The sequence below is a fragment of the Deinococcus ficus genome (assembly GCF_003444775.1).
Classification (GTDB): domain Bacteria; phylum Deinococcota; class Deinococci; order Deinococcales; family Deinococcaceae; genus Deinococcus; species Deinococcus ficus.
In genome coordinates this window covers 273,635-296,986 of the sequence record NZ_CP021083.1, presented here as the reverse complement: position 1 = coordinate 296,986, position 23,352 = coordinate 273,635, and the positions used below count along the sequence as shown (strand labels likewise).

The following is a 23,352-nucleotide window of genomic DNA, read 5'->3' as shown; positions in this document are numbered from 1 at the left end:
ATGCTACACACGCCGGATTCGGCAGACATGGAAGGTTTCCGTGACCGGGGGCGGCCACCTGCGTGCCCATGGGCTGGGCTGCCGCTCTAGGATGCAGGGTATGAAAGCCATCATTCCGGCGGCCGGCCTGGGCACCCGCCTGCGTCCCCTGACCTTCACCCGGCCCAAGCCGGTGCTGCAGGTGGCGGGGCAGCCCATCATCCGGCACGCCGTTCAGACGCTGCTGGCGGCGGACATCCGGCAGATCGGTGTGGTCGTCTCCGACATCACCCGCGACGAGATTCAGCACGCCATCGAGGGCATCGAGGGCGCCGAGATTACGCTGATCAATCAGCATGAGCAGCTTGGCCTGGGGCACGCCGTGCTGACGGCCCGCGAGTGGGTGGGGCAGGACGACTTCTGCGTGTACCTGGGTGACAACCTGTTCGAGCAGGGCGCCCGGCCGTTCGTGGAGGCGTTCCGCGCGCAGCGCCCGGCGGCGCTGCTGGCCCTGGTGGAGGTGCAGAACCCCACCGCGTTCGGCGTGGCGGAACTGGACGGAACGCGCATCACCCGCCTCGTGGAGAAACCCAAGAACCCGCCCAGCAACATGGCGGTCGCCGGCCTGTACTGCTTCACCCCGGCGCTGTTCGGCGCCCTGGACGGCATGCCGCCCTCCGCGCGGGGCGAGTACGAGATCACCGACGGCATCCAGCGGCTGATCGACGCCGGGCAGGAGGTGCTGGGCGTGAGCGTGGAGGGCTGGTGGAAGGACACCGGCCGGCCGGAAGACCTGCTGGACGCCAACCGCCTGCTGCTGGAACGCGTGGAGCCCTGCGTGGAAGGCGAGGTGGAGGACAGCCGCATCGCGGGCCGAGTGGTGGTGCCGGCCAGCGCCCGCGTGATCCGCAGCACGCTGCTCGGCCCGGTCATGCTGGGAGAGAACGTGGTGGTGGAGGACGCCTACATCGGGCCATTCACCAGCATCGGCCGGGACAGCGTGATCCGCCACGCCGAGATCGAACACAGCGCCGTGGACGCCGGCGCCATCATCGAGAACGTGGACCGCCGGCTGCAGGACTGCCTGATCGGCGTGCGGGCCCAGGTCCGGGGCCGGCAGCAGCTGCCGAACTCGCACAAGCTCACCATCAGCGACGCCAGCGTCGTCGAACTCGCCTGACCGGGGCCCGACCCGGCGGGCCTTCATCTGTCGGGTGGGCCGGGGAACGTGAGGGGACAGGCGCGGGTCAGGCAGGCTAGCATCACGGCATCCCGGACGTCCCGGCCCTCCCCTCATGACCGACTTTCCCTCCCCTCTGCCTGACCCGTCCGCCGCCGCGCCCGGCGGGGTCAGCGCTGAACGGCTGACCGCGTCCCTGGCCGAGGTGCTCACGGAGCTGGTGGGCACCTCGACCGGTCCGGCGGACCTGGCAGGCGCCGCCCGGTGGGTGCACGGCACGTTCGGCGTGGCGGGCGTGGCCGGGCTGCAGGTGCGCGCCGGGGGCCTGCGCCGCCTGCGGGCCTGGGACGCCGGAACGCCGCAGGACGTCCCGCTCGCCCTGAACGATCTCGCCGCGCTGCGAACCGGTACCGCGGCCCTGCGGCCGGGCGGCCTGCTGCTGCCTCTGCATGGCCGGTACCGCGCCCGGTACGCCCTGTGGATCTGGGCGCCGGGCCGCGCCTGGACGGCGGCGGAGCAGGCCACGCTGCGGCTGCTGGCTCTGGCCGTCGGCTCGGAACTGGAACGGCTGCAGGCCGACCGGCACCTGCACACGCTGCAGGCCCTGCACCGCGACCTGCTGGGCGGCGCGCACACGCTGGCCTACCAGGAGCTGCTGCGGCATGCCATCGCCACCATTCCGGGCGCGGAGACCGGCTCCCTGGCCGTGTTCGACGGCGACTGCTTCCGGTACGTGGCCTCGCAGACGCACGACGAGGAGGAACTGACCCAGGTGTCGTTCCGCCTGGAGGACTCCCGGGACCGCTGGTACGGCCTGGGGCTGGAGTCGTGGTCCCGGGGCGTGCCCCGGGTCGCGCGCGGCTCCGCGCTGGTCGAGCAGGGACAGCGGTACCTGCAGGGGGATCGGCTGATCGAGGGGAACCTGGCGAGCCTGGACACCATTCAGGCCAACATCACCGTCCCGATCCTGTACGCGGGGCAGGTCACCGCCCTGCTGAACATCGACTCGCTGACGGACCCGGACGCCTTCGCGGACGACTCCGTGGACCTCGCCGCCTCGTTCGGGGTGCAGGCGTCACTGATTCTGCACGAGGTCCGGCTGCGGGAGGAGATCACCGCCGCAGCCCGCACCGACGACCTCACGGGGCTGCCCAACCGCCGGGCGTTCAACGAGACGCTGCGGCTGGAACTGGACGCCGCGCGGGTGCACGGCTCGCCGCTGACGCTGCTGCTGATGGACGTGCACCGCTTCAAGCGTCTGAACGACACGTTCGGGCACGCCGCCGGCGACGAGGCGCTGCGGCACCTGGGTAACGTGCTCAGCCAGCCGCTCGCGAGCGGGAACCGAACCTGGGTGCCCGGGCACCGTCGGGGGGCCGGCGACCGACCCTCCCACCCCGCCCCGGACCGCTACCTGGCCTTCCGGTGGGGCGGCGACGAGTTCGCCGTGCTGCTGCCTGGCGCGACGGAGGCCGAGGGCCGGCTGGTGCGGCGCAGCGTGCAGCAGGCCGCAGCCGAGGGCCAGCCCGGAGAACAGGTCCTGCTGGATGTGGGCGTGGCGACCCTGACGCCCGATGACCCGCTGGGGGCGGTGCTGCTGCGCCTGGCCGACGAACGCATGTACGAAGACAAGCGCCGGCACGACCGGTAAAGGAGAGCCTTGAAGACCCGCAGTGAAGCAACAACGCGCCAGGAACCCAGGGCAACACGGCAGGGGTTTCCTGCGGAACCAAGAGCACCGTCCTGACCGGCTGCCGTACGGGTCAAAAGGGAACGTGACGGACAGGCTGGAAACCCGGGATCGTCCGTCACGTTCAGCGGTCTGGGGTACGGCGTCGCAGGCCGGGAAGCTCCGGCCGGGACAGGCAGGGCGCCTGAAGGTCACGACACGTGAAGCTTAAATGGCGTCCCTGACGCCCACCCGGAGGAAACCTGAGGCTCCGCTGAAGGCCCTAGAGGGCCAGGGCGCCCAGAGGGCTGCGCTGGGCAGCGGCACGGCGGGGTTTGCCGGAGCGGCGCACGGCCCGCAGGGCGCGGCTGGTGCCGTACAGCTCCCCCCGCCACCAGTAGGTGTCCTCGGCGGGGACCGTTACGGGTGTGCCGTCCGTCGCGCGGAGCACGTACGCGCGGATGTGTCCGCTGGGTTCATCCACCTGCACGTCCTGCACGGCCGCCACCGGGGCGCCCGAGCGGGCCCGCAGCGACAGGGCGCTGCCCTGCGCGGTGCGGGTGGGCGGCAGGCGGCGCAGCAGGCTCGCCCCGCGGGCCTCCTGCACCAGAACCTCGAGCGTCTGGGCGCCCACGTGGGCCAGGACGCGCTGCACGACCGCGCTGCCGAACTGGAAGCGCTCCGGAAGGGAGGGACGGTACAGCATGCGCCGAGCGTACCGACCGGTCCTGGGGGGGAGCGGGAGGGAAGCTGTGGCCCGGCTGAGGCGCGCAGGCCCCCGGAAGGCACCGACTAGAATGGGGGGATGAGCACGCGGATTCTGGTGATTGACGACGATCCCGGGATTCGCCGGGTGCTGGAACGCGGCCTGCAGTACGAGGGGTACCTCGTGGAGACGGCCGGGGACGGCGAGGCGGGCGTGCGGGCGCTGCGGGACCGGACGCCGGACCTGGTGATCCTTGACGTGATGCTGCCGGGCGTGGACGGCATCGAGGTGCTGCGCCGGGTGCGGCAGGCCGGGGACGCGGTGCCGGTGATCCTGCTCACCGCCCGCGACCACCCGGAGGACCAGGTCGCAGGTCTGGAGGGCGGTGCGGACGACTACGTGACCAAGCCGTTCAGTTTCGACGTGCTGTTGGCCCGGGTGCGCATTCAGCTGCGGCGCCGTGAGACGGAGGTGCCGGCCCTGCTGCGCTTCGCGGACCTGACGCTGGACCCGGCCGGGCACGCGGTCCGGCGGGGCGAGCGGGAGATCGTGCTGACCGCGCAGGAGTTCAGGCTGCTGCAGGCGTTCATGGACGCCCCGGAACGGGTGCAGTCCAAGTCCGTCCTGCTCGACCGGGCGTGGGGCATCGGGTACCTCGGCGACCCGAACGTGGTGGAAACGTACGTGAAGCAGTTGCGGCAGAAGCTGGAGTCGGGCGGGGAGACGCGCCTGATTCACACCATCCGGGGGGTCGGGTACGTCCTACGCCACGGCTAGGCCCGGTCCGGCAGGGGCGCGCGGGTGACGCTGCGCCTGCGGCTGAGCCTGTGGTACGGGGCGCTGTTCACGCTGGTGCTGATCGGCATCGCGCTGAGCAGCCTGACCATCTCCGTGCGGGAGAACTACCTGACGGTGGACCGCGTTCTGCAGGGGTCGGCGCGGCTGGTCGAGCAGGGCATCCTGTCGTACGGCCGGTCGTACTGGCTGGAGACGGACACCACCGAGCCGCTGAACGAGGGCATCGTGCTGGTCCTGCGCACCTATGACGCGAAAGGCGGGCTGATGTACCGGTCCGTGACCGACCCGGGCCTGCCGGAAACCCGGCCGGAGGACCCGCTGCACGCGCCGGCACCGCCGGCCTACCTGGACGTGCTGCCGCTGCGCCTGCCGGGCACGCCGGCCGTGGACCGCGGGGCCGGGGCGTTCGGCACGCTCAGGCTCCCGGACCAGCGCTGGCGCCGGTACGTGATCGAGGTCCGCAAGGCCGGCAAGACCGTCGCGTTCGTGGAGGCCCTCACGCCCCTGGGCCGCACGGACGCCACCGCCCGCCGGCAGACGCGGGACCTGGTGAAGCTCACGGTGCTTTCCGTGGCAGTCATCCTGATCATCGGCTGGGCACTGGCGGGCGCCGCCCTGCGGCCCCTGCAGGCCCTCATCGGCACGGCCCGCAGCATCAGTCACCACCGGGACCTGAGCCGCCGCGTGGCGCCGCCCGGCGGCCGGGACGAGCTGGGTCAGCTGGCGGTGACCTTCAACGACATGCTGGGCAGCCTGGAGTCCGCGTGGGCGTCGCAGCAGCAATTCGTCGGGGACGCCTCGCACGAGTTGCGGGCGCCGCTGACGATCATGCGCGCGAACGTGGAACTGATGCGCCGCCACCCGCACCTGAGCGCCGAGGAGCAGCAGGAGATGCTGGCGGACATGGACCGCGAGGTGCGGCGCATGAGCCGCCTGGTGGAGGACCTGCTGCTGCTCGCCCGCAGTGACGCCGGGGACAACCTGTACCTGCAGCCGGTGGACCTGGCGGCCGTGACCCGCGAGGCTATCCGGGACGCGCGCAAACTCGCATTCGAGCACACCATCGACCTTCAGGGCGGCGACCGGGCTGCGCCGGTCCGCGCGGAAACCGACCGCTTGCGGCAGCTGCTGCTGATCCTGCTGGACAACGCCCTGAAGTACAGTCCGCCCGCGTCGGCGGTCACGGTGCGGCTGGACGCCGTGCCGGGCGGCTGGCAGCTGTGCGTGCAGGACCGCGGCCCTGGGATTCCGGCTGAGGCGCTGCCGCACATCTTCAAGCGGTTTTACCGCGCGGATCCGGCCCGCCAGCGGGACCTGGGGGCGGGCCTGGGCCTGGCGATCGCCGAGTGGATCGCCGGGCAGTTCAGCGCGCGCCTGCGGGTCGCGCGGACCGGACCGGACGGCACAACGTTCTGCGTGGAGTTCCCCGCCCTGGACGCCCCAGCCGGGCCTGCCGTGGTTCCGGCACCCGGGCAGGCCGATCCGGTGACCTGAACAGGCCGGCCTGAACCCGTAAGGTTCAGGCCGGCCCAGGGTGGACTTACTGGGTGGGGATCTTGATCAGTTTGGTGATCACCATTTCGCGAACCTTGGTGAGCTTGTCCAGCAGCGTTTGCGGCACCAGGGCCTCGTTGTATTCGTCGAGGGCGTAGTCCACGCCGCCGTTCTCCAGCCCGAAGCTGCTCTCCCCGGACCGCCACTTCTCTTTCTTCACTTCCCGCTGAATCAGGGTGAACAGCGCGGTGTCGATGCGCTTGACCATGCTGGTCAGACCGTGGTTCAGGGTCTTGGGGTTGTTGTCGGTGTCGCCCAGGTAGTTCTGGTTGCTGTCCACCCCGATGAAGAACAGGGGCCGGGTGTCGCCAGTGCACTGCGCCTTGTAGGGGGCAGACTTGGGAATCCCGGCAAAGGCGTTCTGGCGGAACTTCACGCCGGCGGGCAGTTCCGAGGCGCGAATGCATTGCGCTCGGGTCACGAAGCTGATCACGCCGCGGCCGCTCGCGCCAGCGGCGGCGTAGATGACGTCCGCCCCTTTTGCCTTGAGCCCCCCGGCGACCGCCGTGGCCCCCGGAATATCGTTGAAGGCGCTCGGCGTCTTGCCGAGGTAACGGCTGAGCACCGTGCAGTTCGGGCAGGCGAACTTCACGCCGGCCGTGAAGCCCGCGTCGAACTTGTGGATCACGGGCGAATCCATACCGCCCACGAAACCCACCACGCCGGTGCTGCTCTGGAGGCCAGCAATGTACCCGACCATGAAGCTGCCCTCCTGCTCCCGGAAGGTCAGGCCGGCGGTGTTCGCTCCGCTGGGCAGGGCGTCCACCACCGCGAACTTCGTGCCCGGGTACTGGAAGGCCGTGGACTTCACCGGGTCGAGGAAGTTGAATCCCAGGCCGATCACCAGCTGCTTTTTCTGCCCGGCGTACAGGTTCAGGCCCTTCTGACGGTCCGCGTCGACTCTCGTGTCGTAGACATCCACCTTCACGCCCAATTCCTTCTGGGCGCGTTGCACGCCGGCGAGGGCCGCCTGGTTGAAGGAGCGGTCGGTGCGGCTCCCGAGGTCCAGCACCACCCCGAACGGCGCAGATTGAGCCAACGCAGAGGTGCCGAGCAGCAGGCCAAGAGACGTCACCAGCATCTTCACTTTCATGAACGTAGTCTAAGGGTCTTGTGTCAGCCCTTCACGGAGGAATGTCATCCCCCCCGACACCCCACCCGTCGCCAGCTCAGCGGATCTGGCCAAATTTGTTCTCGGGGATCATGCGCGCCAGGTCCATGCGGATGGCCGCGGCGTCTCCCTGCACAGCGTGGCGCTGCAACACGTCCAGGTGCGCCTCCAGAACCTGAGGGTCCACCCGCTCCAGACGGGCGCTGAAGATCTCACTGTGCGTGGTGGCATCCGCCCCCTCGCTGCTCGTCAGCAGTTCCTCGTAGAGCTTCTCGCCGGGCCGGACGCCGCTGTACACGATGTCCACGCCCTGCGCGCCGGACAGCCGGATCACGTCCCGGGCCAGATCGGCAATCTTCACCGGTTCGCCCATGTTCAGGACGTACACCTTCCCGTTCTCCGCCAGTCCCCCGGCCTGCAGCACCAGGCGGGCCGCCTCGGGAATCGTCATGAAGTACCGGACCATCTCCGGGGGCGTGACCGTGATCGGACCCCCGGCGCGAATCTGGCGCATGAAGGTCGGGACGACACTGCCGCGGCTACCCAGCACGTTCCCGAAGCGCACCGACACGAACGCCTGCGTCTCGCGGGCCCGGGCCGCGCCGGCCGACACGGTCATCTCGGCGGCGCGCTTGGACGCGCCCATCACGCTGGTGGGGTTCACGGCCTTGTCCGTGGACACGTTCACGAGGCGGAGTACGCCGTAGCGCAGGCTCATCTCCACGAGGTTGCGGGTGCCGATCACGTTGTTGATGATCGCCTCGGAGGGCGCCTCTTCCATCAGGGGCACGTGCTTGTGCGCGGCAGCGTGGAACACCACCTCCGGGCGGTACTCCTCGAAGATGGCCCGCAGCCGCCCGGCGTCCCGCACGTCGCCGATCAGGCCGACATGCTTGACCTCCGGCCATTCCCGCAGCAGTTCCTGCTGGATGGTGAAGATGCTGTTCTCCCCCCGGCCGAACAGCAGGATCGTGGCCGGCTGGAACGCGGCGATCTGCCGCACGATTTCCGAGCCGATGCTGCCGCCCGCGCCCGTCACCAGCACCACCCGGCCCCTCAGGTACCCGATGATCTCCTCGGTGTTCAGCCGTACTGGCGGCCGGCGCAGCAGGTCCTCCAGGTTCACGTCCCGCAGGTTGTTGATGCTGACGTTGCCCGACAGGATCTCGAAGACCCCTGGGATGATGCGGTACCGCACACCCGCGCCCCCGGCGAGGTCCACCACGCGCCGCACGAAGTCGCCACTGGCCGATGGCACGGCAATGATGACCTCCTGGATGTCTTCATCCTGAACGACCCGACTCAGCTGGTCGACGGTGCCGAACACAGGCAGGCCCAGCAGCCGCTGTCGTTGCTTGCTGGTGTCGTCGTCCAGGAACCCGACCGGGTCGAGACCCGCTTCCGGGTGGCGCTGCATCTCACGGGCGATCAGGGTGCCTGCATCTCCGGCCCCGACGATCAGAACGCGGCTGGAGACCGGGACCTCCCGGCGGCGGGCGCCTTCGCTGAGCAGCCGCGCGAACATGCGCACGCCGCCGAGCAGCAGGAACCCCACGATGCCGGCCAGCAGCGGCACGCTGCGGGGCAACTGCAGCCACGACTGCAGAATGAACCCCAGCGCGAACATGAGTAGCGTGTTGAGCGCCGCCGCCCGGGCGAGCAGCGTGAGGTCCCGCATGCCGACGCGACGCCATGACTGGTGAGGTAGGTGATAACGCAGCGACAGCAGACCGAGTACGGCCGCGCTCATCCCTGCGTACGCCCACACTTCCAGAGGAATGCCCAGGTCAATCAGGGAAGGTTTGCGAAAGGCGTAGGCGAGCAGAGCAGCAGAAAACCACAGTGCTACGTCCAGAAGGAATTTATGGAGATACGTCGGTGTGGCGGTCATGGTCACGTTGCTTTCCCAATTACGTCGTCCGCCCGCTGGTGTGTTGGTGGGCTCATCAGCCTAAGCCCGCGCCTCTGAAGATGTGAGAACGACATTCTCAGGCAGGATTGGCAGCTATGAATGGTCCGCCTGTGGATAGCGGAGAGGGTCAGCGACGTCATCTTGCGCAGGATAGTCTTCGCAGCCGAAGGATGAAACCTCCATGAGCGAATCTGACGGAATTTCGAGAAACCCATGAAGACTTGTCGTGGCGCCCTACGTCTCCTCACGTCGTGCACCTCTCATTCCGGCACGATGACCGCTGCGCGCCCCAGCGAGGGTCTCCAATGGCTGAGCAGCCGCACCGCCAGCAGCAGGCCGAAGGCGAGGAGAACCATCACAGCCGAAAGAACCAGGGCGGGGCCGAGGTCGGATTCCAGGGCGGCGTAGATGGCCAGCGTGACCGTGCGCGTGCGCCCCTGGAGGGAGCCAGCAAAAAGGATGGTGGCGCCGAATTCTCCGAGGGCGCGGGCCCAGGTGAGGATCAGGCCCTCAAGGAGAAAGGGAAAGGCCAGGGGCCAGGTGACGTGGCGGAACACGGCGCGTCGGCTGGCGCCGTCGATGCTGGCAGCTGCTTCGACGTCGGGGTCCACGGCGCTGAACCCGGCTTTGGCGGCGCGCAGGTAGTAGGGCGCGGAGACGAACAGTTGGGCGAGAACGACCGCGGCGGTGGTGAAGGGCAGCTGGATGCCGGCCAGGGCGAGCGGGGGGCCAAGCAGGCCCTGGCGGCCGAAGGCGAGCAGGAGGCCGAGGCCGGCGACAACCGGCGGCAGGACGATGGGCAGGTCGAGGAGCGTGTCGAGGACGGCCTTGCCAGGAAAGTCGTAGCGGGCCAGGAGCCAGGCGACGGGCGTGACGAGCAGCAGGGTGAGCAGCAGGGTCAGGGTGGTGGTGAGGAGGCTGACCCGCAGGGCGTCAAGGACGACGGGACTGACGAGGGTGAGGAGCAGGGCGGGCGTGAGGCCGCGCAGGAGGAGAGCGGCGACCGGGAGAAGCAGAAAGCCGACCAGGACGCCGCCGAGCAGGACAGGAGCGGTGGGCGGGTGGCGGTGGGCGGGGCGTGGGCGGGTCATCGGGGGCTGAGGAAGCCCCACTTGCGCAGGATGGCCTGCCCGACAGGGCCGCGCACGAAGGAGGCGAAGGCCTGCGCGGCGGCCGGCTGGGCGCTGCTGCCGAGCACCCCGATGGGATAGGAGGCGACGGGGTTGAGCGCTGGCGGGACCGGCAGCTGGCGCACCGCCAGTTTCAGGGCGGGCGTGAGGTCGGTGCGGTAGACGATGCCGGCGTCGGCTTCACCGAGCTGGACTTTCAGCGCGACCTGCCGGACGTTCGTTTCGACGCTGACGACGTTGGCGAGCACTGTCCGGGAGTACGCGGGGCCGTGGCCGGGCGCGCCGTCCAGGGCGCGCAGGAGTTGTCGGCTGTACTTGCCGACGGGCACGGCCGGGTCGGCGAGAACAAGTTTTACGCCGGGGCGCGCGAGGTCACGCAGGGTTCTGAGGGTGGAGCGGGCGGGCGTGATGACGGTCAGGGAGTTGCGCGCGAACACCTGGCCAGCGGGAATGAGTCCGGCCTGCTTGAGCGGGACGAACTGCGTGTCGTCGGCGCTGGCGAACACGTCGGGGCGGGCGCCCTGTTCGATCTGGGTGCGCAGGACCTGGGAGCCGGCGAACTGAAAGGTGGTGCGGTGCCCGGTCTGGCGGTCGAAGGTCCGGCCGATCTCCTGGAAGGCGTCGGTGAGGGAAGACGCGGCGAAGACGGTGAGGGCCGCAGCGTGGGCAGGCGGGGCGGTGAGGAGAAGCAGGGCTCCCGCGGCCTGGAGGAGGAGGCGGGGCGTCATGCGACCGAGAATACGGCACGCGGGCCGGGCATTCCGGTCCTGCCCCGCGTATTGGGAGTCGTCCAGCGGAGTGGACGCCCCTGGTGGGCGCGGCGGTTGCGGGCTGGGCCGGGGCGGGGCAGACTGGGCGCATTTCCGCTTTGTGACGTGCCCGGGTGGCCGCCTTCGCCTGCCTCTGCGCCGTCCGGTTCACTTCCCCGCCCTGAGTCCCCCTTTCCCGTTCCGAGGTGCCCGCATGACCCTGACCCTTCCTGATCCCGTGACCCGCCACCAGGCCTATTTCGCCGGAGCGTGGCGCGACGCGCCCGCGACCTTCGAGGTCCGTCACCCGGGGAACGGCCAGAGCATCGGCCGGGTGGCCGACTGCACGCCCGAGCAGGCCCGCCAGGCCATCGACGCGGCCGAAGCGGCGCTGAAGGTCTGGCGGAAGGTGAACCCCTACGAGCGGGGCAAGGTCCTGCGCCGCTGGCATGACCTGATGATCGAGCGCAAGGAGGACCTGGCGCGGCTGATGACGCTGGAAATGGGCAAGCCCATCACGGAGACGCGCGGGGAGGTGCACTACGCGGCGAGCTTCATCGAGTGGTGCGCCGAGGAGGCCGGGCGGATCAGCGGGGAGCGGATCAGCATGCGCTTCGACCACAAGCGCGGGTTCAGTGCGGCCGAGCCGGTGGGGATTGTGTACGCGGTGACGCCGTGGAACTTCCCGGCGGGGATGATCACCCGCAAGGCTGCGCCGGCGCTGGCGGCCGGGTGCGTGATGATCGTGAAACCGGCGGAACTCTCGCCCATGACGGCCCTGATGCTGGCTGAGCTGTGGCTGGAGGCGGGGGGCCCGCCGGACACCCTGCAGGTCCTGCCGACGAACGACGCGACGGCCCTGACGGCGCCGTTCATGGAAGACGAGCGGGTGCGCAAGCTCACCTTCACCGGCAGCACTGCGGTGGGGCGGCTGCTGTACACGCAGGCGGCGAGGACCATCAAACGCGTCTCGCTGGAGCTGGGCGGGCATGCGCCTTTCGTGGTGTTCGACGACGCGGACCTGGAACGCGCGGCGGCGGACGTGGTGGCAAGCAAGTTCCGCAACGCGGGGCAGACCTGCATCTGCACGAACCGGGTGTACGTGCAGCGCGGCGTAGCGGGCGAGTTCACGCGGCTGCTCGCGGAGAAGACGGCGGCACTGACGCTGGGTGACCCGCTGGACGACGCGACGCAGGTGGGCCCGGTGGTGGAGCAGGCGGGCCTGGAGAAGGTGCAGGCGCAGGTGCAGGACGCGCTGGCGCGTGGGGCGAGCGCGGCGGTGGGCGGGCAGGCGCGCGGGGGGTTGTACTTCGAGCCGACGATCCTGGTGGACGTCGCGCCGGACAGCGTCATCCTGCGCGAGGAGACCTTCGGTCCGGTGGCGCCGGTGGTGGTGTTCGACACGGAGGAGGAGGCGCTGCGCCTGGCGAACGACAGTGAGTTCGGGCTGGCGGCATACGCCTACACGCGGGACCTGTCGCGCGCGTGGCGGGTGGCGGAGGCGCTGGAGTACGGGATCGTGGGCATCAATGACGGCGTGCCCAGTGCGAACAGCCCGCACGTGCCGTTCGGCGGCATGAAGAACAGCGGCGTGGGCCGCGAGGGTGGGCACTGGGGGCTGGAGGAGTACCTGGAGACGAAGTTCATCAGCATGGGCGTGTGAGTTCAGAGAGGCGATCGACATAGCCCGGCGGGGTATCCTGTCCGGGTGATCGTTCCTGACGGCCTGCGCCTGGGTCCCCTCGCCCTGAGCTGGCCCAGCCTGACCCTGCTGCTGGGCCTGGTGGCCTGGGCGGCCCTGGCACGCTTCCCTGGCGCCGGCCGCGCCGCCCTGATCACGCTGATCACGGCGCGGCTGTGGGCGGCTGTCCCCGGTCTGGACGCTGGCCGGCCCCTGCTGGACAACGCGCTGGACCTCGTGGATGTTCGGCGGGGCGACTGGGCATGGCTGCCCGGACTCGCTGCCGGGCTGCTGAGCCTGGCGGTGGGACCACGCGGGCACGGTCAGGTGGCCGCGCGTGCCGTCCTCGTGGCGGTGCTCGCCGGAGCGCTCCCGGGGCTGCTGCGCCCGGCCGGAGGCGGCGAGACGGGCTGGCCGGACACGCCGCTGCGGACGCTGCGGCCCTCCGGGCAGCTGGAGCCGGCCACACCCGTCCCGTCGGGGCGGGTGGTGAACCTCTGGGCGACGTGGTGCGGGCCCTGCCGGGCTGAACTGCCCCTGCTGGAGCGGGAGATCGCGCGGGGCGCCCCGGTGGAACTGGTCAACGTGGGCGAGGCCCCGGCAGTGGTCGTGGCGTTCCTGCGACGGGAGAATCTTGTGCTCCCCACGCGCGTGGGCGGGGAGGCATTGACCCCGGCGCTGAAGGTGACGGCGTTTCCGACCACGCTGGTGGTGGACGCCGGAGGGAGGGTCACCGCGCGCCATCTGGGGCCGCTCAACCGCGCGCAGCTGCTGCGGCTGGTTCGCGCGGCGCAGGGCCCCGCAGCCTCCCCCTGACGTCCTGACCGGGGGTACACTGCGCGGGTTTGCCCATGACGATGCGGCCGGTTCACCCCTCCCCCCAGCCCACCCCGGCGTCTCCCCTGGACTTCCGGCGGGTGGTGAATCCCTACGGGCCGGACTGGACGCTGCTGCAGGCGGTGCGGGACGCCGATCACGCGGCGCTGCCCGACCCGGCCTACGCGGCGGCGCGCCGCGCCCTGGCCGGACTTCATCACCTGGACGCGGCCGGGGTCGTGCCGGGGCTGGGACTCGTGGATCTGGTGGACCGCCTGATCCGCGCCATCGGTGCCGGGGATGGCGGGCTGGCGATGCTGGGCGGCCCCTGGGACGACGTGGTCCCCTGGCTGATGGCCCGGGACACGCCGGCGCACCAGGTGGCCCTGCCTGAACGCGATGCAGACGGGCGCTCTCCCCTGTCGGGCCTGGCCCTGGACGGCGTGAAGCTGGTGCTGGTCCGGCCGCCGGAATTCCGGGCGGGCTGCCCCTGGGGCGCCCGGGACTGGCACGCGCTGGCGGACCGGTGCGCCGCGGCAGGAGCGGTGGTCGCCGTGGACGAGAGCCTCGCGCCGTTCACGGCCCGGCCGGTTCCTGGCTCACTGCCGGGCCTGGTGCGCCTGCGCTCCCCGGGGGAGGCACACGGGCTGCCGGGTGTGCGGGCGGCCTACGCCCTGCTGCCGGCGGAACTGGCCGGGCGGGTGGCGGGGCTGGCGGCGCCGTCCGCGCTGCCGGCGGGCACGCTGGCGGTCCTGGAGGCGCTGCCTGGCGCGGCCGGGTTCCTGCATGAGACGCTGCCGCGCGTCCTGCAGCACGCTGGCTCGCTGGCCGCCGCTCTGGAGCGCTTCGGGGACGTGCAGCACGCGGGCGGTCCGGTCGTGGCGCTGCGGCTTCCCGGGGCGGAGGCGGCGCGGACGGCCCTGGCAGCCCGGGGGCTGCTGCTCGGCGGGGACGAGGAGACGCTGCTGGCGTGCACCCGCCGGCCGGGGGAGAATGCCGCCCTGGTGGCTGCGCTGGCCGAGCACCTGGGAGTGGGTCGGGGGCGGCAGACGGAATCGCCGGCTCCGGCGGGGTCGCGGGTGGGCCGGGGCGTGTTCCGCCTGACGGGCCGGCGCTGACACCCACGCAGCCGGACTCCTCACGGCGACATAGGGGAAGGGGGTATACTGGCGGCATGCGCCCTGTGATCACTGTCGCCCTGACTGCCGTCCTGCTGGCCGGCTGCGCGCCGAAAAGCGCCGGCGGGGACTACCGGAACGTGAGCGTCACGGACCTGAAGGCCGCGGTGGAGGGCGGCGCGGCCGTGCTCGACGTCCGCACCGCCGCGGAATTCGCCGAGGGGCACATCGGGGGGGCCGCGAACATTCCCCTGGACAGTCTCGGCGCCCGCACCGGCGAACTCGATCCGGCGCAGCCGCTGTACGTGATCTGCCGCTCCGGCAGCCGCAGCGCTCAGGCCAGTGCGCTGCTCGTCGGGGCCGGGTTCCGGGACATCCGGAACGTGACGGGCGGCATGAACGACTGGCAGGCTGCCGGGTACCCCGTCGCCCGCTGAGCGCCGAAAGCCCGGCGCCAGCGGCCGGGAAAGTGCCTATACTGCCGCTCAGCCCTTCCCCGCCCCTTCCCGAGGACCCGCCATGACCACGCAGAACAGCTCCGCCCCTGCCCTCCCGCCGCTTTCCGAGACGGACGAACGCGTCCTGAAACGCCTGCGCCGCATCGAGGGGCAGGTCCGCGGCCTGCACCGCATGGTGGAAGAGGGCCGTGACTGCCACGACATCCTGACCCAGCTCTCCAGCGTCCGCAGCGCCCTGGACGCTGCCGGGGAGACCATCCTGGAGCAGTACGCCTCCGGCTGCCGGGCCCACCCGGGCGAGGCGGTCACCCCGCAGGACGTGGTGCGCGCCGTGAAGCTCCTGCGCCGCTGAGCGCGGCACCCGAGCGCTCCGTATACTGACCGGGACATGCGTCACCCCTCACAGGAGGACCCCCGGGGCAGGCGGGCGAACGACATCGCGCCCGCCCTGCGCCCGTGGTGGTGCGCGACGCTGGGCAGCGCCCACTGACCTCACAGCCGGCATGACGACCCCGGCCCGTTCGCGGGCCCTCGCTCCCGCCTGCTCCTGGAGGACCCCCTGTGACCACCCTGCCTGACCACCGCCCTGCCCTGCCCGGCCTCGCCCCCGACGTGATCGAGCACCTGCTGACCCTGGACGCCCGGGACCCACTGGCGCACAAACGCGCCGAATTCACCCTGCCCGAGGGCGTGGTGTACCTGGACGGCAACAGCCTGGGCGCCATGCCCCGCGCCGTGCCCGACCGCCTCGCCCGGGTGCTGCACGGCGAGTGGGGCGAGGCGCTGATCCGCTCCTGGACCGCCGGGGCGGACCGCGGCGAGGACTGGATGGCCCTGCCGGACCGCGTGGCGGCCAAGGTGGCCCGTCTGATCGGCGCGCAGGCGCACGAGGTCGCCGTGGGCGACAGCACCAGCGTGAACCTGTTCAAGGTGCTCGCCGCGGCGCTGCACCTGAACCCCGACCGGCGCGTGATCCTGACTGACGCGGAGAACTTCCCCACCGACCTGTACGTGGCGCAGGGCCTGGGCGAGCTGCTCGGCCGCGGCCACGAGCTGCGCCGCGTGCCCGCCCGGGAGATCGCGGCGCAGCTGACGCCCGACGTCGCGGCCGTGCTGCTCACGGAGGTGGACTACCGCACCGGGGAGCGCCTGGACATGGCGGCCGTGACCGCCGCGGCCCACGCACAGGGCGTGCTGACGGTGTGGGACCTGGCGCACTCCGCCGGGGCCTTCCCGGTGGACCTGCGTGGGGCGGGCGCGGACTTCGCGGTTGGGTGTGGGTACAAATACCTGAACGGCGGCCCGGGCGCGCCGGCGTTCGTGTTCGTGGCCGAACGGCACCTGCCGCACGCCCCGACCGCGCTGAGCGGCTGGATGGGCCACGCCGACCCCTTCGAGATGGAACGCTCCTACCGCCCGGCCGAAAATGCGCGCCGGTTCGTGGTGGGCACGCCGCAGGTGCTGAGCCTCTCGGCGCTGGACACGGCGCTGGACGTGTTCGAGGACGTGAACCTGGGCGACCTGCGCGCCAAGTCCCTGTCCCTGACCGACACCTTCATCGAGCTGATGGCGCCCCTGGGAGAGCGCTTCCCCCTGACGCTGGCCACGCCCCTGGACCACGCCCGGCGCGGCAGCCAGGTCAGTTACCGTCACCCGGACGCCGCGCGGGTCATGGCTCGGCTGACCGGGCGCGGCATCATCGGGGATTTCCGCACGCCGGACATCCTGCGCTTCGGGTTCACGCCGCTGTACCACTCGCACCTGGACGTGGCCCGCGCCGTGCTGGGCGTGCAGGCCGTGCTGGAGGAGCAGGCGTGAGCGGCGGGACACAGGGCGGCCCCGAGGACGCCCCGGCGCCGGGCGCGGAGCACGCCGCCGAGCAGGCCTACAGCGACTTCCGAAAAAACCTCAGTTACGGCGACTACCTGCGCCTGGACGACCTGCGCGCCGCGCATCAGCCGATCACCGACGCGCACGACGAGCACCTGTTCATCGCCATCCACCACGTCTCGGAGGTGTGGCTGGACCTGATCGTGCGCGAACTCCTGGCGGCCATGGCGCTGCTGGAGCGCGGCATCACCGACGCGCCGCTGAAGATGCTGACCCGCGTGGTCCGCGCGCAGGAGCAGCTCACGAACGCCTGGGAAGTCCTGAAAACCATGACGCCTGCCGACTACCTGCAGTTCCGGCACGCGTTCGGGCAGGCCTCGGGCTTCCAGTCGCAGTCGTACCGGATGGTGGAATTCCTGCTCGGGAACCGCAACCCCACCATGCTCCGCCCGCACGCGCACCGGCCCGACCTGCACGGGCCCCTGGTGGAGGCCCTGCACGGCCCCAGCGTGTACGACCTGGCATTGCGGCTCCTGAGTGAGCGCGGCTTCGCGATTCCGGACGAGGTGCTGCAGCGGGACCGGACGCAGAAACCTGAATTGAACGAGGCGGTGCTGCAGGCCTGGCTGGAGGTTTACCGCAACACCGAGGCGTACTGGGACCTGTACGCCCTGGCGGAGAAACTGGTGGACGTCGAGGACAACTTCCGCCGCTGGCGCTTCAACCACCTGACCACCGTGTCCCGCACCATCGGCATGAAACGCGGGTCGGGCGGCACCAGCGGCGTGGGGTACCTGCGCTCGGCGCTGGATCACGTGCTGTTCCCGGAACTGTGGGAGGTCCGCACCCGGCTGTGACGGCCGGGCGGGCTCAGCGGCCCGCCTGCGCCTCCCGGTCGGCGATGCGCGCGGAGTACAGCCGCGCCTCGGCCAGGGCAAGAACCTGGTCCACGCTGCGGCCCTCGGTGAACATGGCCACGCCCGCGCGCAGGGTCAGGCGGTGGCTGGGTTTCTCCCGCAGCGAGATGCGGGTGCGCCACCAGTCCACCAGTTCGTCGGCGGCGGGCCGGGTGGTGTCGTTCAGCACGACCAGCAGTTCACTGGCGCCCCAGCGGCACGCGAAGTCCGGTTCGTTCAGGTGCGCCTGCAGGATGGAGGCGGCGCGGCGCAGGGCGTCGTCCCCGGCCACCCGGTCCGGCGCGGCGTCCGGGCCGTACTGTTCGACGTCCAGCACGACCACCGCCTTGCGGCTGCGGTCCTTGGGACCGGCACGGGTCAGGAGCTGCAGCCGTTCCTGCCCGGTGCGGCGGCTTTTCAGCCCGGTGAGGACGTCGGTGCCGGTGAGGTCCAGGGCCAGTTCGGTCTTGACCCGCTGGTCCCGGATGGGCCGGCCGTGCACGGCCATGAAGCCGATCAGCCCGGCCAGGAACAGCACCGAGGACAGCACCTCCCATTGCACGGCCGTGCGCGTCACGGCGGCCACGACCACCAGCATTCCGCTGAGCACCCCGGCGGCGGTGGCCGGCACGACCGGCAGCAGCGTGTAGGCCACACTGACCAGAATCAGGTGCGACACGTACAGCGGCATGGCGACCGGGCCGGGCGACCCGAACGCCTGCACGAGCTGCACGACCGTCCAGGCGCCCGCGAACCACAGGATCAGCGGCGTGAGCGCGCTGAGGTCCAGGCGCCGGGCCAGCATCAGCAGCGTCACGGTCAGGCTGATCAGCAGGGTCACGGCGCCCAGGGCGGCGCGCAGCGTGTCGCCGGCCGCCAGGGCGCTGCGCAGCTCGAAGCCCTGGGACGCCACCGCCAGGACCCCCAGGACCAGCAGGCCCGGCACGCGGAGCCGCTGGATGAACTCACTGGAGGGGTCAGGCGGCATGCGCCCATCATGCCGCGCGCGCGGCCCCTTGCGTGCTGAACCTCAGCGGATGGAGCGGGGAGGCACGTCCAGACGGTCCCCGGGCCCCGCGTGACCGGGCGTGCCACACTGCCCGGATGACAGCAGGGCAGCGGCGCGGGGGCACGGTCGTGTACTACGGCTGGGTGGTGGTCGCGGTGACGGTCGCGGCGCTGCTGCTCGCGGCGGGGGGGCGCAGCGCGCCGGGCGTGTTCCTGCTGCCTATGGAAGCGGACCTGGGCCTGAGCCGCGGCGTGCTGTCCCTGGCCGGCAGCCTGGGCATGCTGACCTTCGGGCTGGCCGCGCCGTTCACGGGCGGGCTGATCGACCGGCACGGGCCGCGCCGGGTGGCGACGGTGGGCCTGCTGGCGGTCGCGGTGGCGTTCGCGGTGAGCACGCTGGCCCGCTCGCCGCTGGCCCTGCAACTGACCTGGGGCGTGTTCAGCGGCGTGGCGACCGGCCTGGTCGGCAGCGTGCTGGGCGCCACCGTCGCCACCCGCTGGTTCCGGCGACGCCGCGGGCTGGTGGTGGGCCTGTTCGGCGCGGCCACCAGTGCCGGGCAGCTGATGTTCATTCCGCTGCTGACCGTGCTGGCGTCCTCGGTCGGGTGGAAGGGCGGGTCGCTGGCCCTGGCGGGCCTGGCGGTGGCGCTGGCGCCGGTGGTGTGGTGGCTGATGCGCGACTCCCCCGCCGACCTGAACCTCGCCCCGGACGGCGACCCGGTGGATGCCGGCGTGGCCGGCGCCGGCCAGGGCGCTGGCCGGGCGGACCCGCAGGTGATGTGGCGGGCGGTGCGCAGCCCCGAGTTCTGGCTGCTGGCCCTGACGTTCTTCGTGTGCGGCGCCACCAGCACCGGGATCGTGGGCATGCACTTCATGGCGTTCTGCGGGGACCTGGGGCTTACCGCGGGCTTCGCGGCGGGCATGCTGGCCCTGATGGGCACCTTCAACTTCGTGGGCACGCTGGGCAGCGGGTACCTCACCGACCGGGTGGACCCGCGCCTGCTGCTGGGCGCGTACTACGCCTTCCGCGGCCTGAGCCTGGTGCTGCTGCCGCTGGTGCCTCCCGGCGCGGCCTTCCTGGCGTTCGCGGTGCTGTTCGGGCTGGATTACATCGCCACGGTGCCGCCCACCACCGCGCTGACCGCGGACGTGTTCGGGCGGGAGAACGTGGGCGTGGTGTACGGCTGGGTGTTCTTCGCGCACCAGCTGGGCGCGGCGCTGGCCGCCTGGCTGGGCGGCGTGGCGCGCGACGCGCTGGGCAGCTACACCCCGGCGTTCATCGCCGCGGCGGTCCTGGCCGGCGCGGCGGCCGTACTGGCGCTGCGCATCCAGCCGGCCCGGTCGCGCCTGGCCGCCGCCTGAGGGGCGTCACGGCCACAGGTCGCAGCGGTGGTCCTGCGCGAAGGTACCCAGTTCCTGCACGCGGCCGGGTTCCAGGGCCAGGACCCGGTCCTGGGTGGGGGTCACGGGCGCCCAGGTGGGCAGGCCGGGGCCGTTCGGGTTGCCGGTCCGGGCGAAGTTGGCCCAGTAGCTCCGCATCTGCCGGGCCAACGCGCCCTGCGCGGGTGTGAAGTGGGTGGGGGACGCGAAGTACGTCAGCGGCGTGCCGAACACGCTGATCAGCTCCGAGGCGTGGAAGGCGCCGTAGCGGGGGGCGCTGCCGGTGGGGAGCAGGTCGGTGGGGGCGTCCGGGTCCCGGAACTCGTACATGTAGGTGGGCGTGACGGCCGCCAGCTGCCGGGCGAGGGTGCGGGCCGGGCAGGCGAACATCGCGTCGGTGATCAGGCGCGCGCTGGCCACCCCCACGCCCTGCGCGGTGGGGTAGGCAGCGAGGACGCGCGGGGCGTTCCAGCCGGCCAGCACGCCCGCCAGGGCCCAGTGGGTGAGCAGCGGCAGGTCCCCCCCGCGGTCCCCGAGGGGCCCGACGAACAGGGTGCCCTCGTCGCGGTTGGTGCCCAGCAGCGCCGGGAGGCGCGGAGCCTTGCCCTCGCGGAACGCGGCGGCCGGTTCGCTCGGGAGCAGGACGTCGCCGTGCGCCGGCGTGAGCGGCAGGAAGCGCAGCTCGCCGCGGCCCGGAATGGGCGTGGAGATCAGGCGTGCGAGCGGCACCTTCCGCAGGCAGGCGGGGTCGCCGCCGCGGCATCCGACCTCCTGGGCGAAGGCGGCGCCGGTGCGCCGCGCGTCGGCCTGGGGGATGGTGGTGCCGGGTGCAGCACACGACCCGCTTTGCATGATGGCCTTGTGGAACAGGCCGGCCGCGGGCGGGGAGGTGAGGTGCGCGCAGATGCTCATGCTGCCGGCCGACTCGCCGAAGAGGGTGACGTTGCCGGGGTCGCCGCCGAAGGCGCGGATGTTGGTCTTCACCCAGCGCAGGGCTTCCTGCTGGTCCTGCAGGCCGTAGTTCAGGGCGCGGGATTCGCCCGCCAGCCCGTCCGTGGCGAGAAACCCGAGGGCGCCCAGGCGGTAGTTGAGGGTCACCACAACGACGTTCTGCTCGCGGGCCAGCAGGCGGGGGTCGTACTGCGAGCCACTGCCGCTGGTGAACGCCCCGCCGTGAATCCAGACCATGACCGGCAGGGCCGCGGCCCCGGCGCCGAGTGCGGCGCTGGGTGCGGCGACGTTCAGGCTCAGGCAGTCCTCGGACCCGACCAGGCCGAAGGACCCGGCGCCCTTCTGCGGGCAGGGCGGACCGGCGGTCAGCGCACTGCGGTCTCCCTTCCACGGGAGGGCGGGGCGGGGGGCCTTCCAGCGGGCGTCCCCGGTGGGGGGCTGGGCGTAGGGGACGCCCTGCCAGAAGCTGACCTGCCCGTCACTGCGGCCCACCAGGGCCCCGGCAGGGGTCTGGAGCCGGACCAGGCCGCTGGGGGGCGGCGTAGCGTCCACGGGGATCGGTGCCACAGGCGGCCCGGGCACGAGCTGCGCGCCGGCCACGGAGCCCAGGGCCAGCAGGGAGAGCAGGGACGTCAGGGCGGGTCGGGCGCGGGGCCGCATGGGCGAACAATACGCCTGGGCGCGTGGCGCCGCGCTTCACCTGACCTTGGGCCTTGACCTTGGGGCCCGGTCGGTGAGGCTGTGAAGATTTGTATGGGATTTTAAAGAAAAAATATGCGAAAACTAAAGATAAGATGAAGCTCGCTCCACTCGTGCTCCTGCTCTGCTGCGGGCTCGCCCACGCCACCCAGACCTACCGGGTCCAGCCCGGCGACACCCTCTACCGCATTGCCCGCACGGCCGGCGTCAGCGTGGACGACCTGATCGCCCTCAACGGGCTCACCACCAGCACCCTGGGCTTGGGCCAGACCCTGACCCTGCCCGGCAGCGCGCCCGCCACCCCCCCGAGTGCGGCGCCGAGCCCGAGCGCAAGCCCGAGTCCGCTGCCCAGCAACCGCCTGGAGCGCGGCATCTTCCTGCCGGACCGCCTGCCGGCCCCCAGCACCTTCCGCGCCGCCGGGTTCGGCAACCGCCCGACGAGCGCGTACCTGAGCGGCGTCGGGTACGTCCACCAGACCTTCAACAACTGCGGCCCGGCCAGCATCTCCTCCGCACTGACCCTGTACGGCCTGAACATCCCCCAGAACAAGTACCAGGCGCAGCTGCGCCCCGGCGGGCAGTACATGAGCGCCGGCGCCGGGCAGAAACTCCTCAAGAAGCTGGGCTTCGACGCCCCGGTGAACAAGGGCGGCACGCTCGCCGACGTGAAGCGCGAGGTGGCGGCCGGTAACCCCGTCATCGTGCTTCAGTACGCCAAGCAGATCGGCAAAGTCCCCCACTGGCGCGTGGTGCGCGGCTACGACGAGGCCCAGGGCATCATCGTGATGAGCGACCCCCTGCACGGCCCGAACGTCGCCCTGACCGAACGGGACTTCGACCTGCTCTGGAACACCCAGGGCCGCCTCTACATCCCCGTCCGCCGCGGCTGAACCCCGGCCCTGAGCGGCGGCGGGGCTGGCCCGCCGCCGCTCGCCTTTACTCGACCGGCTCGATCTCCGACAGGGAGGTCGAGGTCGAGTTCACCCGCTGGCTGCGCAGCGCCTCCAGCTCCCGGGCGTCCACCGCGGACTGGGCCATCACGACCGTCTGGCACAGCAGCATCAGCGACCCGGCCACGCTCCGCGGCACGCAGCGCGCCGCGCCGTCCCGCAGGATCACGCCCTCGCGGCTGTCCACCAGGATCACCACCTGCGGGCCCACCAGCAGCCCGGCGATCTCCGGGTACTCCCAGGCGCGCGCGCGGCAGCCCATCAGCTCCTCCCGCCACACGGAGGCGTCCAGGTGCGCGCCCGGATGCGCCCCGGCCCCCAGCGGCTCGGCGCAGGTCACGCGCTGGCACAGGTCGCGCAGCACCTCGTGCACCACGTGCCCCTGGTCACGGGGCACCCGCACGAGCGCGCCGATCAGCGCCTCGCGCTCCACCTCGCCGCGCTGCCAGGCCATCACGAGGTCCAGCAGGGCTCCGGCGGTGGGCGGCGCGAAAGTCACGCGGGCCCCCGGCCCGCCGCGCCGGCGGGCAGGTGGGGGGGGCGGGCAGGGCAGCCGGCAGTGACGCTCATGCCGCCACGATACCCGACCGGGGCGCCATGCGCCGAGAGCGGCGGGCCGGCGGAGCCCGCAGCGCGGAAACCCGGACCGGCACGGTACTCTGGAAGCGTGGCCGCGCCCCGCGGCCTTTCCTGGTGGGTGCGGGCCGCCTGGCCCAGCTCACCCCCGTCCGCGACGCATCGCGGCACCTGCCCCCCTGCCCGGCCCGGTCCCGACGG

General features: G+C 71.8%; 21 protein-coding genes. 13 read left to right on the top strand and 8 right to left on the bottom strand.

Translation table 11 applies throughout. The features are described 5' to 3' along the window. Nucleotides 1-100 precede the first annotated feature (100 nt). Both DFI_RS17780 and DFI_RS17775 read left to right on the top strand, forming a co-directional pair. On the top strand, nucleotides 101-1,159 hold the full coding sequence (locus tag DFI_RS17780) for a glucose-1-phosphate thymidylyltransferase (RefSeq protein ID WP_027462244.1): 1,059 nt from the start codon (nucleotides 101-103) through the stop codon (nucleotides 1,157-1,159). 115 nt (nucleotides 1,160-1,274) lie between these two features. Beyond that, the gene (locus DFI_RS17775) at nucleotides 1,275-2,810 is read left to right on the top strand and encodes a GGDEF domain-containing protein (RefSeq protein ID WP_051307514.1); all 1,536 of its coding nucleotides are present in this window, start codon (nucleotides 1,275-1,277) and stop codon (nucleotides 2,808-2,810) included. A 301-nt stretch (nucleotides 2,811-3,111) separates the two neighbouring features. Here the strand turns inward: DFI_RS17775 and DFI_RS17770 are convergent, their stop codons facing one another. Next, the gene (locus DFI_RS17770; RefSeq protein ID WP_027462243.1) at nucleotides 3,112-3,534 is read right to left on the bottom strand and encodes a hypothetical protein; all 423 of its coding nucleotides are present in this window, start codon (nucleotides 3,532-3,534) and stop codon (nucleotides 3,112-3,114) included. Nucleotides 3,535-3,633: 99 nt separating this feature from the next. Here DFI_RS17770 and DFI_RS17765 point away from each other — a divergent pair, with 99 nt between their 5' ends. Both DFI_RS17765 and DFI_RS17760 read left to right on the top strand, forming a co-directional pair. Beyond that, complete coding sequence (locus DFI_RS17765; protein ID WP_027462242.1) at nucleotides 3,634-4,311, top strand: response regulator transcription factor; 678 nt, start codon at nucleotides 3,634-3,636, stop codon at nucleotides 4,309-4,311. Nucleotides 4,312-4,335: 24 nt separating this feature from the next. Beyond that, nucleotides 4,336-5,826 carry a sensor histidine kinase gene (locus tag DFI_RS17760; RefSeq protein ID WP_051307513.1) on the top strand — a complete coding sequence of 497 codons (1,491 nt, stop codon included), beginning with the start codon at nucleotides 4,336-4,338 and terminating at the stop codon, nucleotides 5,824-5,826. 46 nt (nucleotides 5,827-5,872) lie between these two features. Here DFI_RS17760 and DFI_RS17755 read toward each other — a convergent pair whose 3' ends face one another. The 4 genes from DFI_RS17755 to modA all read right to left on the bottom strand — a co-directional run bounded on the left by DFI_RS17755 (nucleotide 5,873) and on the right by modA (nucleotide 10,767). Beyond that, a complete protein-coding gene (locus DFI_RS17755) occupies nucleotides 5,873-6,979 on the bottom strand; it encodes a BMP family lipoprotein (RefSeq protein ID WP_027462241.1) in 1,107 nt (368 codons plus the stop codon). 76 nt (nucleotides 6,980-7,055) lie between these two features. After that, nucleotides 7,056-8,888: a polysaccharide biosynthesis protein gene (locus tag DFI_RS17750; protein ID WP_118376022.1), complete on the bottom strand. Its 1,833-nt coding sequence runs from the start codon at nucleotides 8,886-8,888 to the stop codon at nucleotides 7,056-7,058. Between the two features lie 281 nt (nucleotides 8,889-9,169). Continuing rightward, entirely contained in the window at nucleotides 9,170-10,000 is an 831-nt protein-coding gene (locus tag DFI_RS17745) for an ABC transporter permease (RefSeq protein WP_043777258.1), read from the bottom strand. Beyond that, nucleotides 9,997-10,767, bottom strand: a complete 771-nt coding sequence (gene modA, locus DFI_RS17740) for a molybdate ABC transporter substrate-binding protein (protein ID WP_043777257.1) — start codon at nucleotides 10,765-10,767, stop codon at nucleotides 9,997-9,999. The genes DFI_RS17745 and modA overlap by 4 nt, the downstream gene beginning before the upstream one ends. Before the next feature lie 235 nt (nucleotides 10,768-11,002). On the opposite strand from modA, the gene DFI_RS17735 reads away from it, so the two are divergent. The 7 genes from DFI_RS17735 to kynA all read left to right on the top strand — a co-directional run bounded on the left by DFI_RS17735 (nucleotide 11,003) and on the right by kynA (nucleotide 17,548). Continuing rightward, nucleotides 11,003-12,451, top strand: a complete 1,449-nt coding sequence (locus DFI_RS17735) for an NAD-dependent succinate-semialdehyde dehydrogenase (protein ID WP_051307512.1) — start codon at nucleotides 11,003-11,005, stop codon at nucleotides 12,449-12,451. A gap of 45 nt (nucleotides 12,452-12,496) precedes the next feature. Further along, a complete protein-coding gene (locus DFI_RS17730; protein ID WP_027462237.1) occupies nucleotides 12,497-13,285 on the top strand; it encodes a TlpA family protein disulfide reductase in 789 nt (262 codons plus the stop codon). A 35-nt stretch (nucleotides 13,286-13,320) separates the two neighbouring features. After that, on the top strand, nucleotides 13,321-14,403 hold the full coding sequence (locus DFI_RS17725) for an aminotransferase class I/II-fold pyridoxal phosphate-dependent enzyme (protein ID WP_051307511.1): 1,083 nt from the start codon (nucleotides 13,321-13,323) through the stop codon (nucleotides 14,401-14,403). A 56-nt stretch (nucleotides 14,404-14,459) separates the two neighbouring features. After that, nucleotides 14,460-14,840 (top strand): rhodanese-like domain-containing protein, encoded by a 381-nt coding sequence (locus DFI_RS17720; protein WP_027462236.1) that lies wholly within the window; start codon nucleotides 14,460-14,462, stop codon nucleotides 14,838-14,840. Between the two features lie 82 nt (nucleotides 14,841-14,922). After that, nucleotides 14,923-15,213, top strand: coding sequence for a metal-sensitive transcriptional regulator (locus DFI_RS17715; RefSeq protein ID WP_022802765.1), 291 nt, complete (start codon nucleotides 14,923-14,925; stop codon nucleotides 15,211-15,213). A 218-nt stretch (nucleotides 15,214-15,431) separates the two neighbouring features. Beyond that, entirely contained in the window at nucleotides 15,432-16,679 is a 1,248-nt protein-coding gene (gene kynU / locus DFI_RS17710; RefSeq protein WP_420810887.1) for a kynureninase, read from the top strand. Beyond that, a complete protein-coding gene (kynA, locus tag DFI_RS17705; protein WP_027462234.1) occupies nucleotides 16,676-17,548 on the top strand; it encodes a tryptophan 2,3-dioxygenase in 873 nt (290 codons plus the stop codon). Before kynU ends, kynA begins: the two co-directional genes overlap by 4 nt. Nucleotides 17,549-17,561: 13 nt before the next feature. On the opposite strand, the gene DFI_RS17700 is transcribed toward kynA, so the two are convergent. Beyond that, on the bottom strand, nucleotides 17,562-18,575 hold the full coding sequence (locus tag DFI_RS17700; protein WP_027462233.1) for a GGDEF domain-containing protein: 1,014 nt from the start codon (nucleotides 18,573-18,575) through the stop codon (nucleotides 17,562-17,564). Nucleotides 18,576-18,691: 116 nt separating this feature from the next. Here DFI_RS17700 and DFI_RS17695 point away from each other — a divergent pair, with 116 nt between their 5' ends. Continuing rightward, nucleotides 18,692-19,957, top strand: a complete 1,266-nt coding sequence (locus DFI_RS17695; protein WP_027462232.1) for an MFS transporter — start codon at nucleotides 18,692-18,694, stop codon at nucleotides 19,955-19,957. 6 nt (nucleotides 19,958-19,963) lie between these two features. On the opposite strand, the gene DFI_RS17690 is transcribed toward DFI_RS17695, so the two are convergent. After that, nucleotides 19,964-21,586 carry a carboxylesterase/lipase family protein gene (locus DFI_RS17690; protein WP_043777254.1) on the bottom strand — a complete coding sequence of 541 codons (1,623 nt, stop codon included), beginning with the start codon at nucleotides 21,584-21,586 and terminating at the stop codon, nucleotides 19,964-19,966. A gap of 134 nt (nucleotides 21,587-21,720) precedes the next feature. Here DFI_RS17690 and DFI_RS17685 point away from each other — a divergent pair, with 134 nt between their 5' ends. Next, the gene (locus tag DFI_RS17685) at nucleotides 21,721-22,515 is read left to right on the top strand and encodes a LysM peptidoglycan-binding domain-containing protein (protein WP_027462230.1); all 795 of its coding nucleotides are present in this window, start codon (nucleotides 21,721-21,723) and stop codon (nucleotides 22,513-22,515) included. A gap of 46 nt (nucleotides 22,516-22,561) precedes the next feature. Here DFI_RS17685 and DFI_RS17680 read toward each other — a convergent pair whose 3' ends face one another. Beyond that, nucleotides 22,562-23,074, bottom strand: a complete 513-nt coding sequence (locus tag DFI_RS17680) for a hypothetical protein (protein WP_027462229.1) — start codon at nucleotides 23,072-23,074, stop codon at nucleotides 22,562-22,564. Between the last annotated feature and the right edge of the window lie 278 nt (nucleotides 23,075-23,352).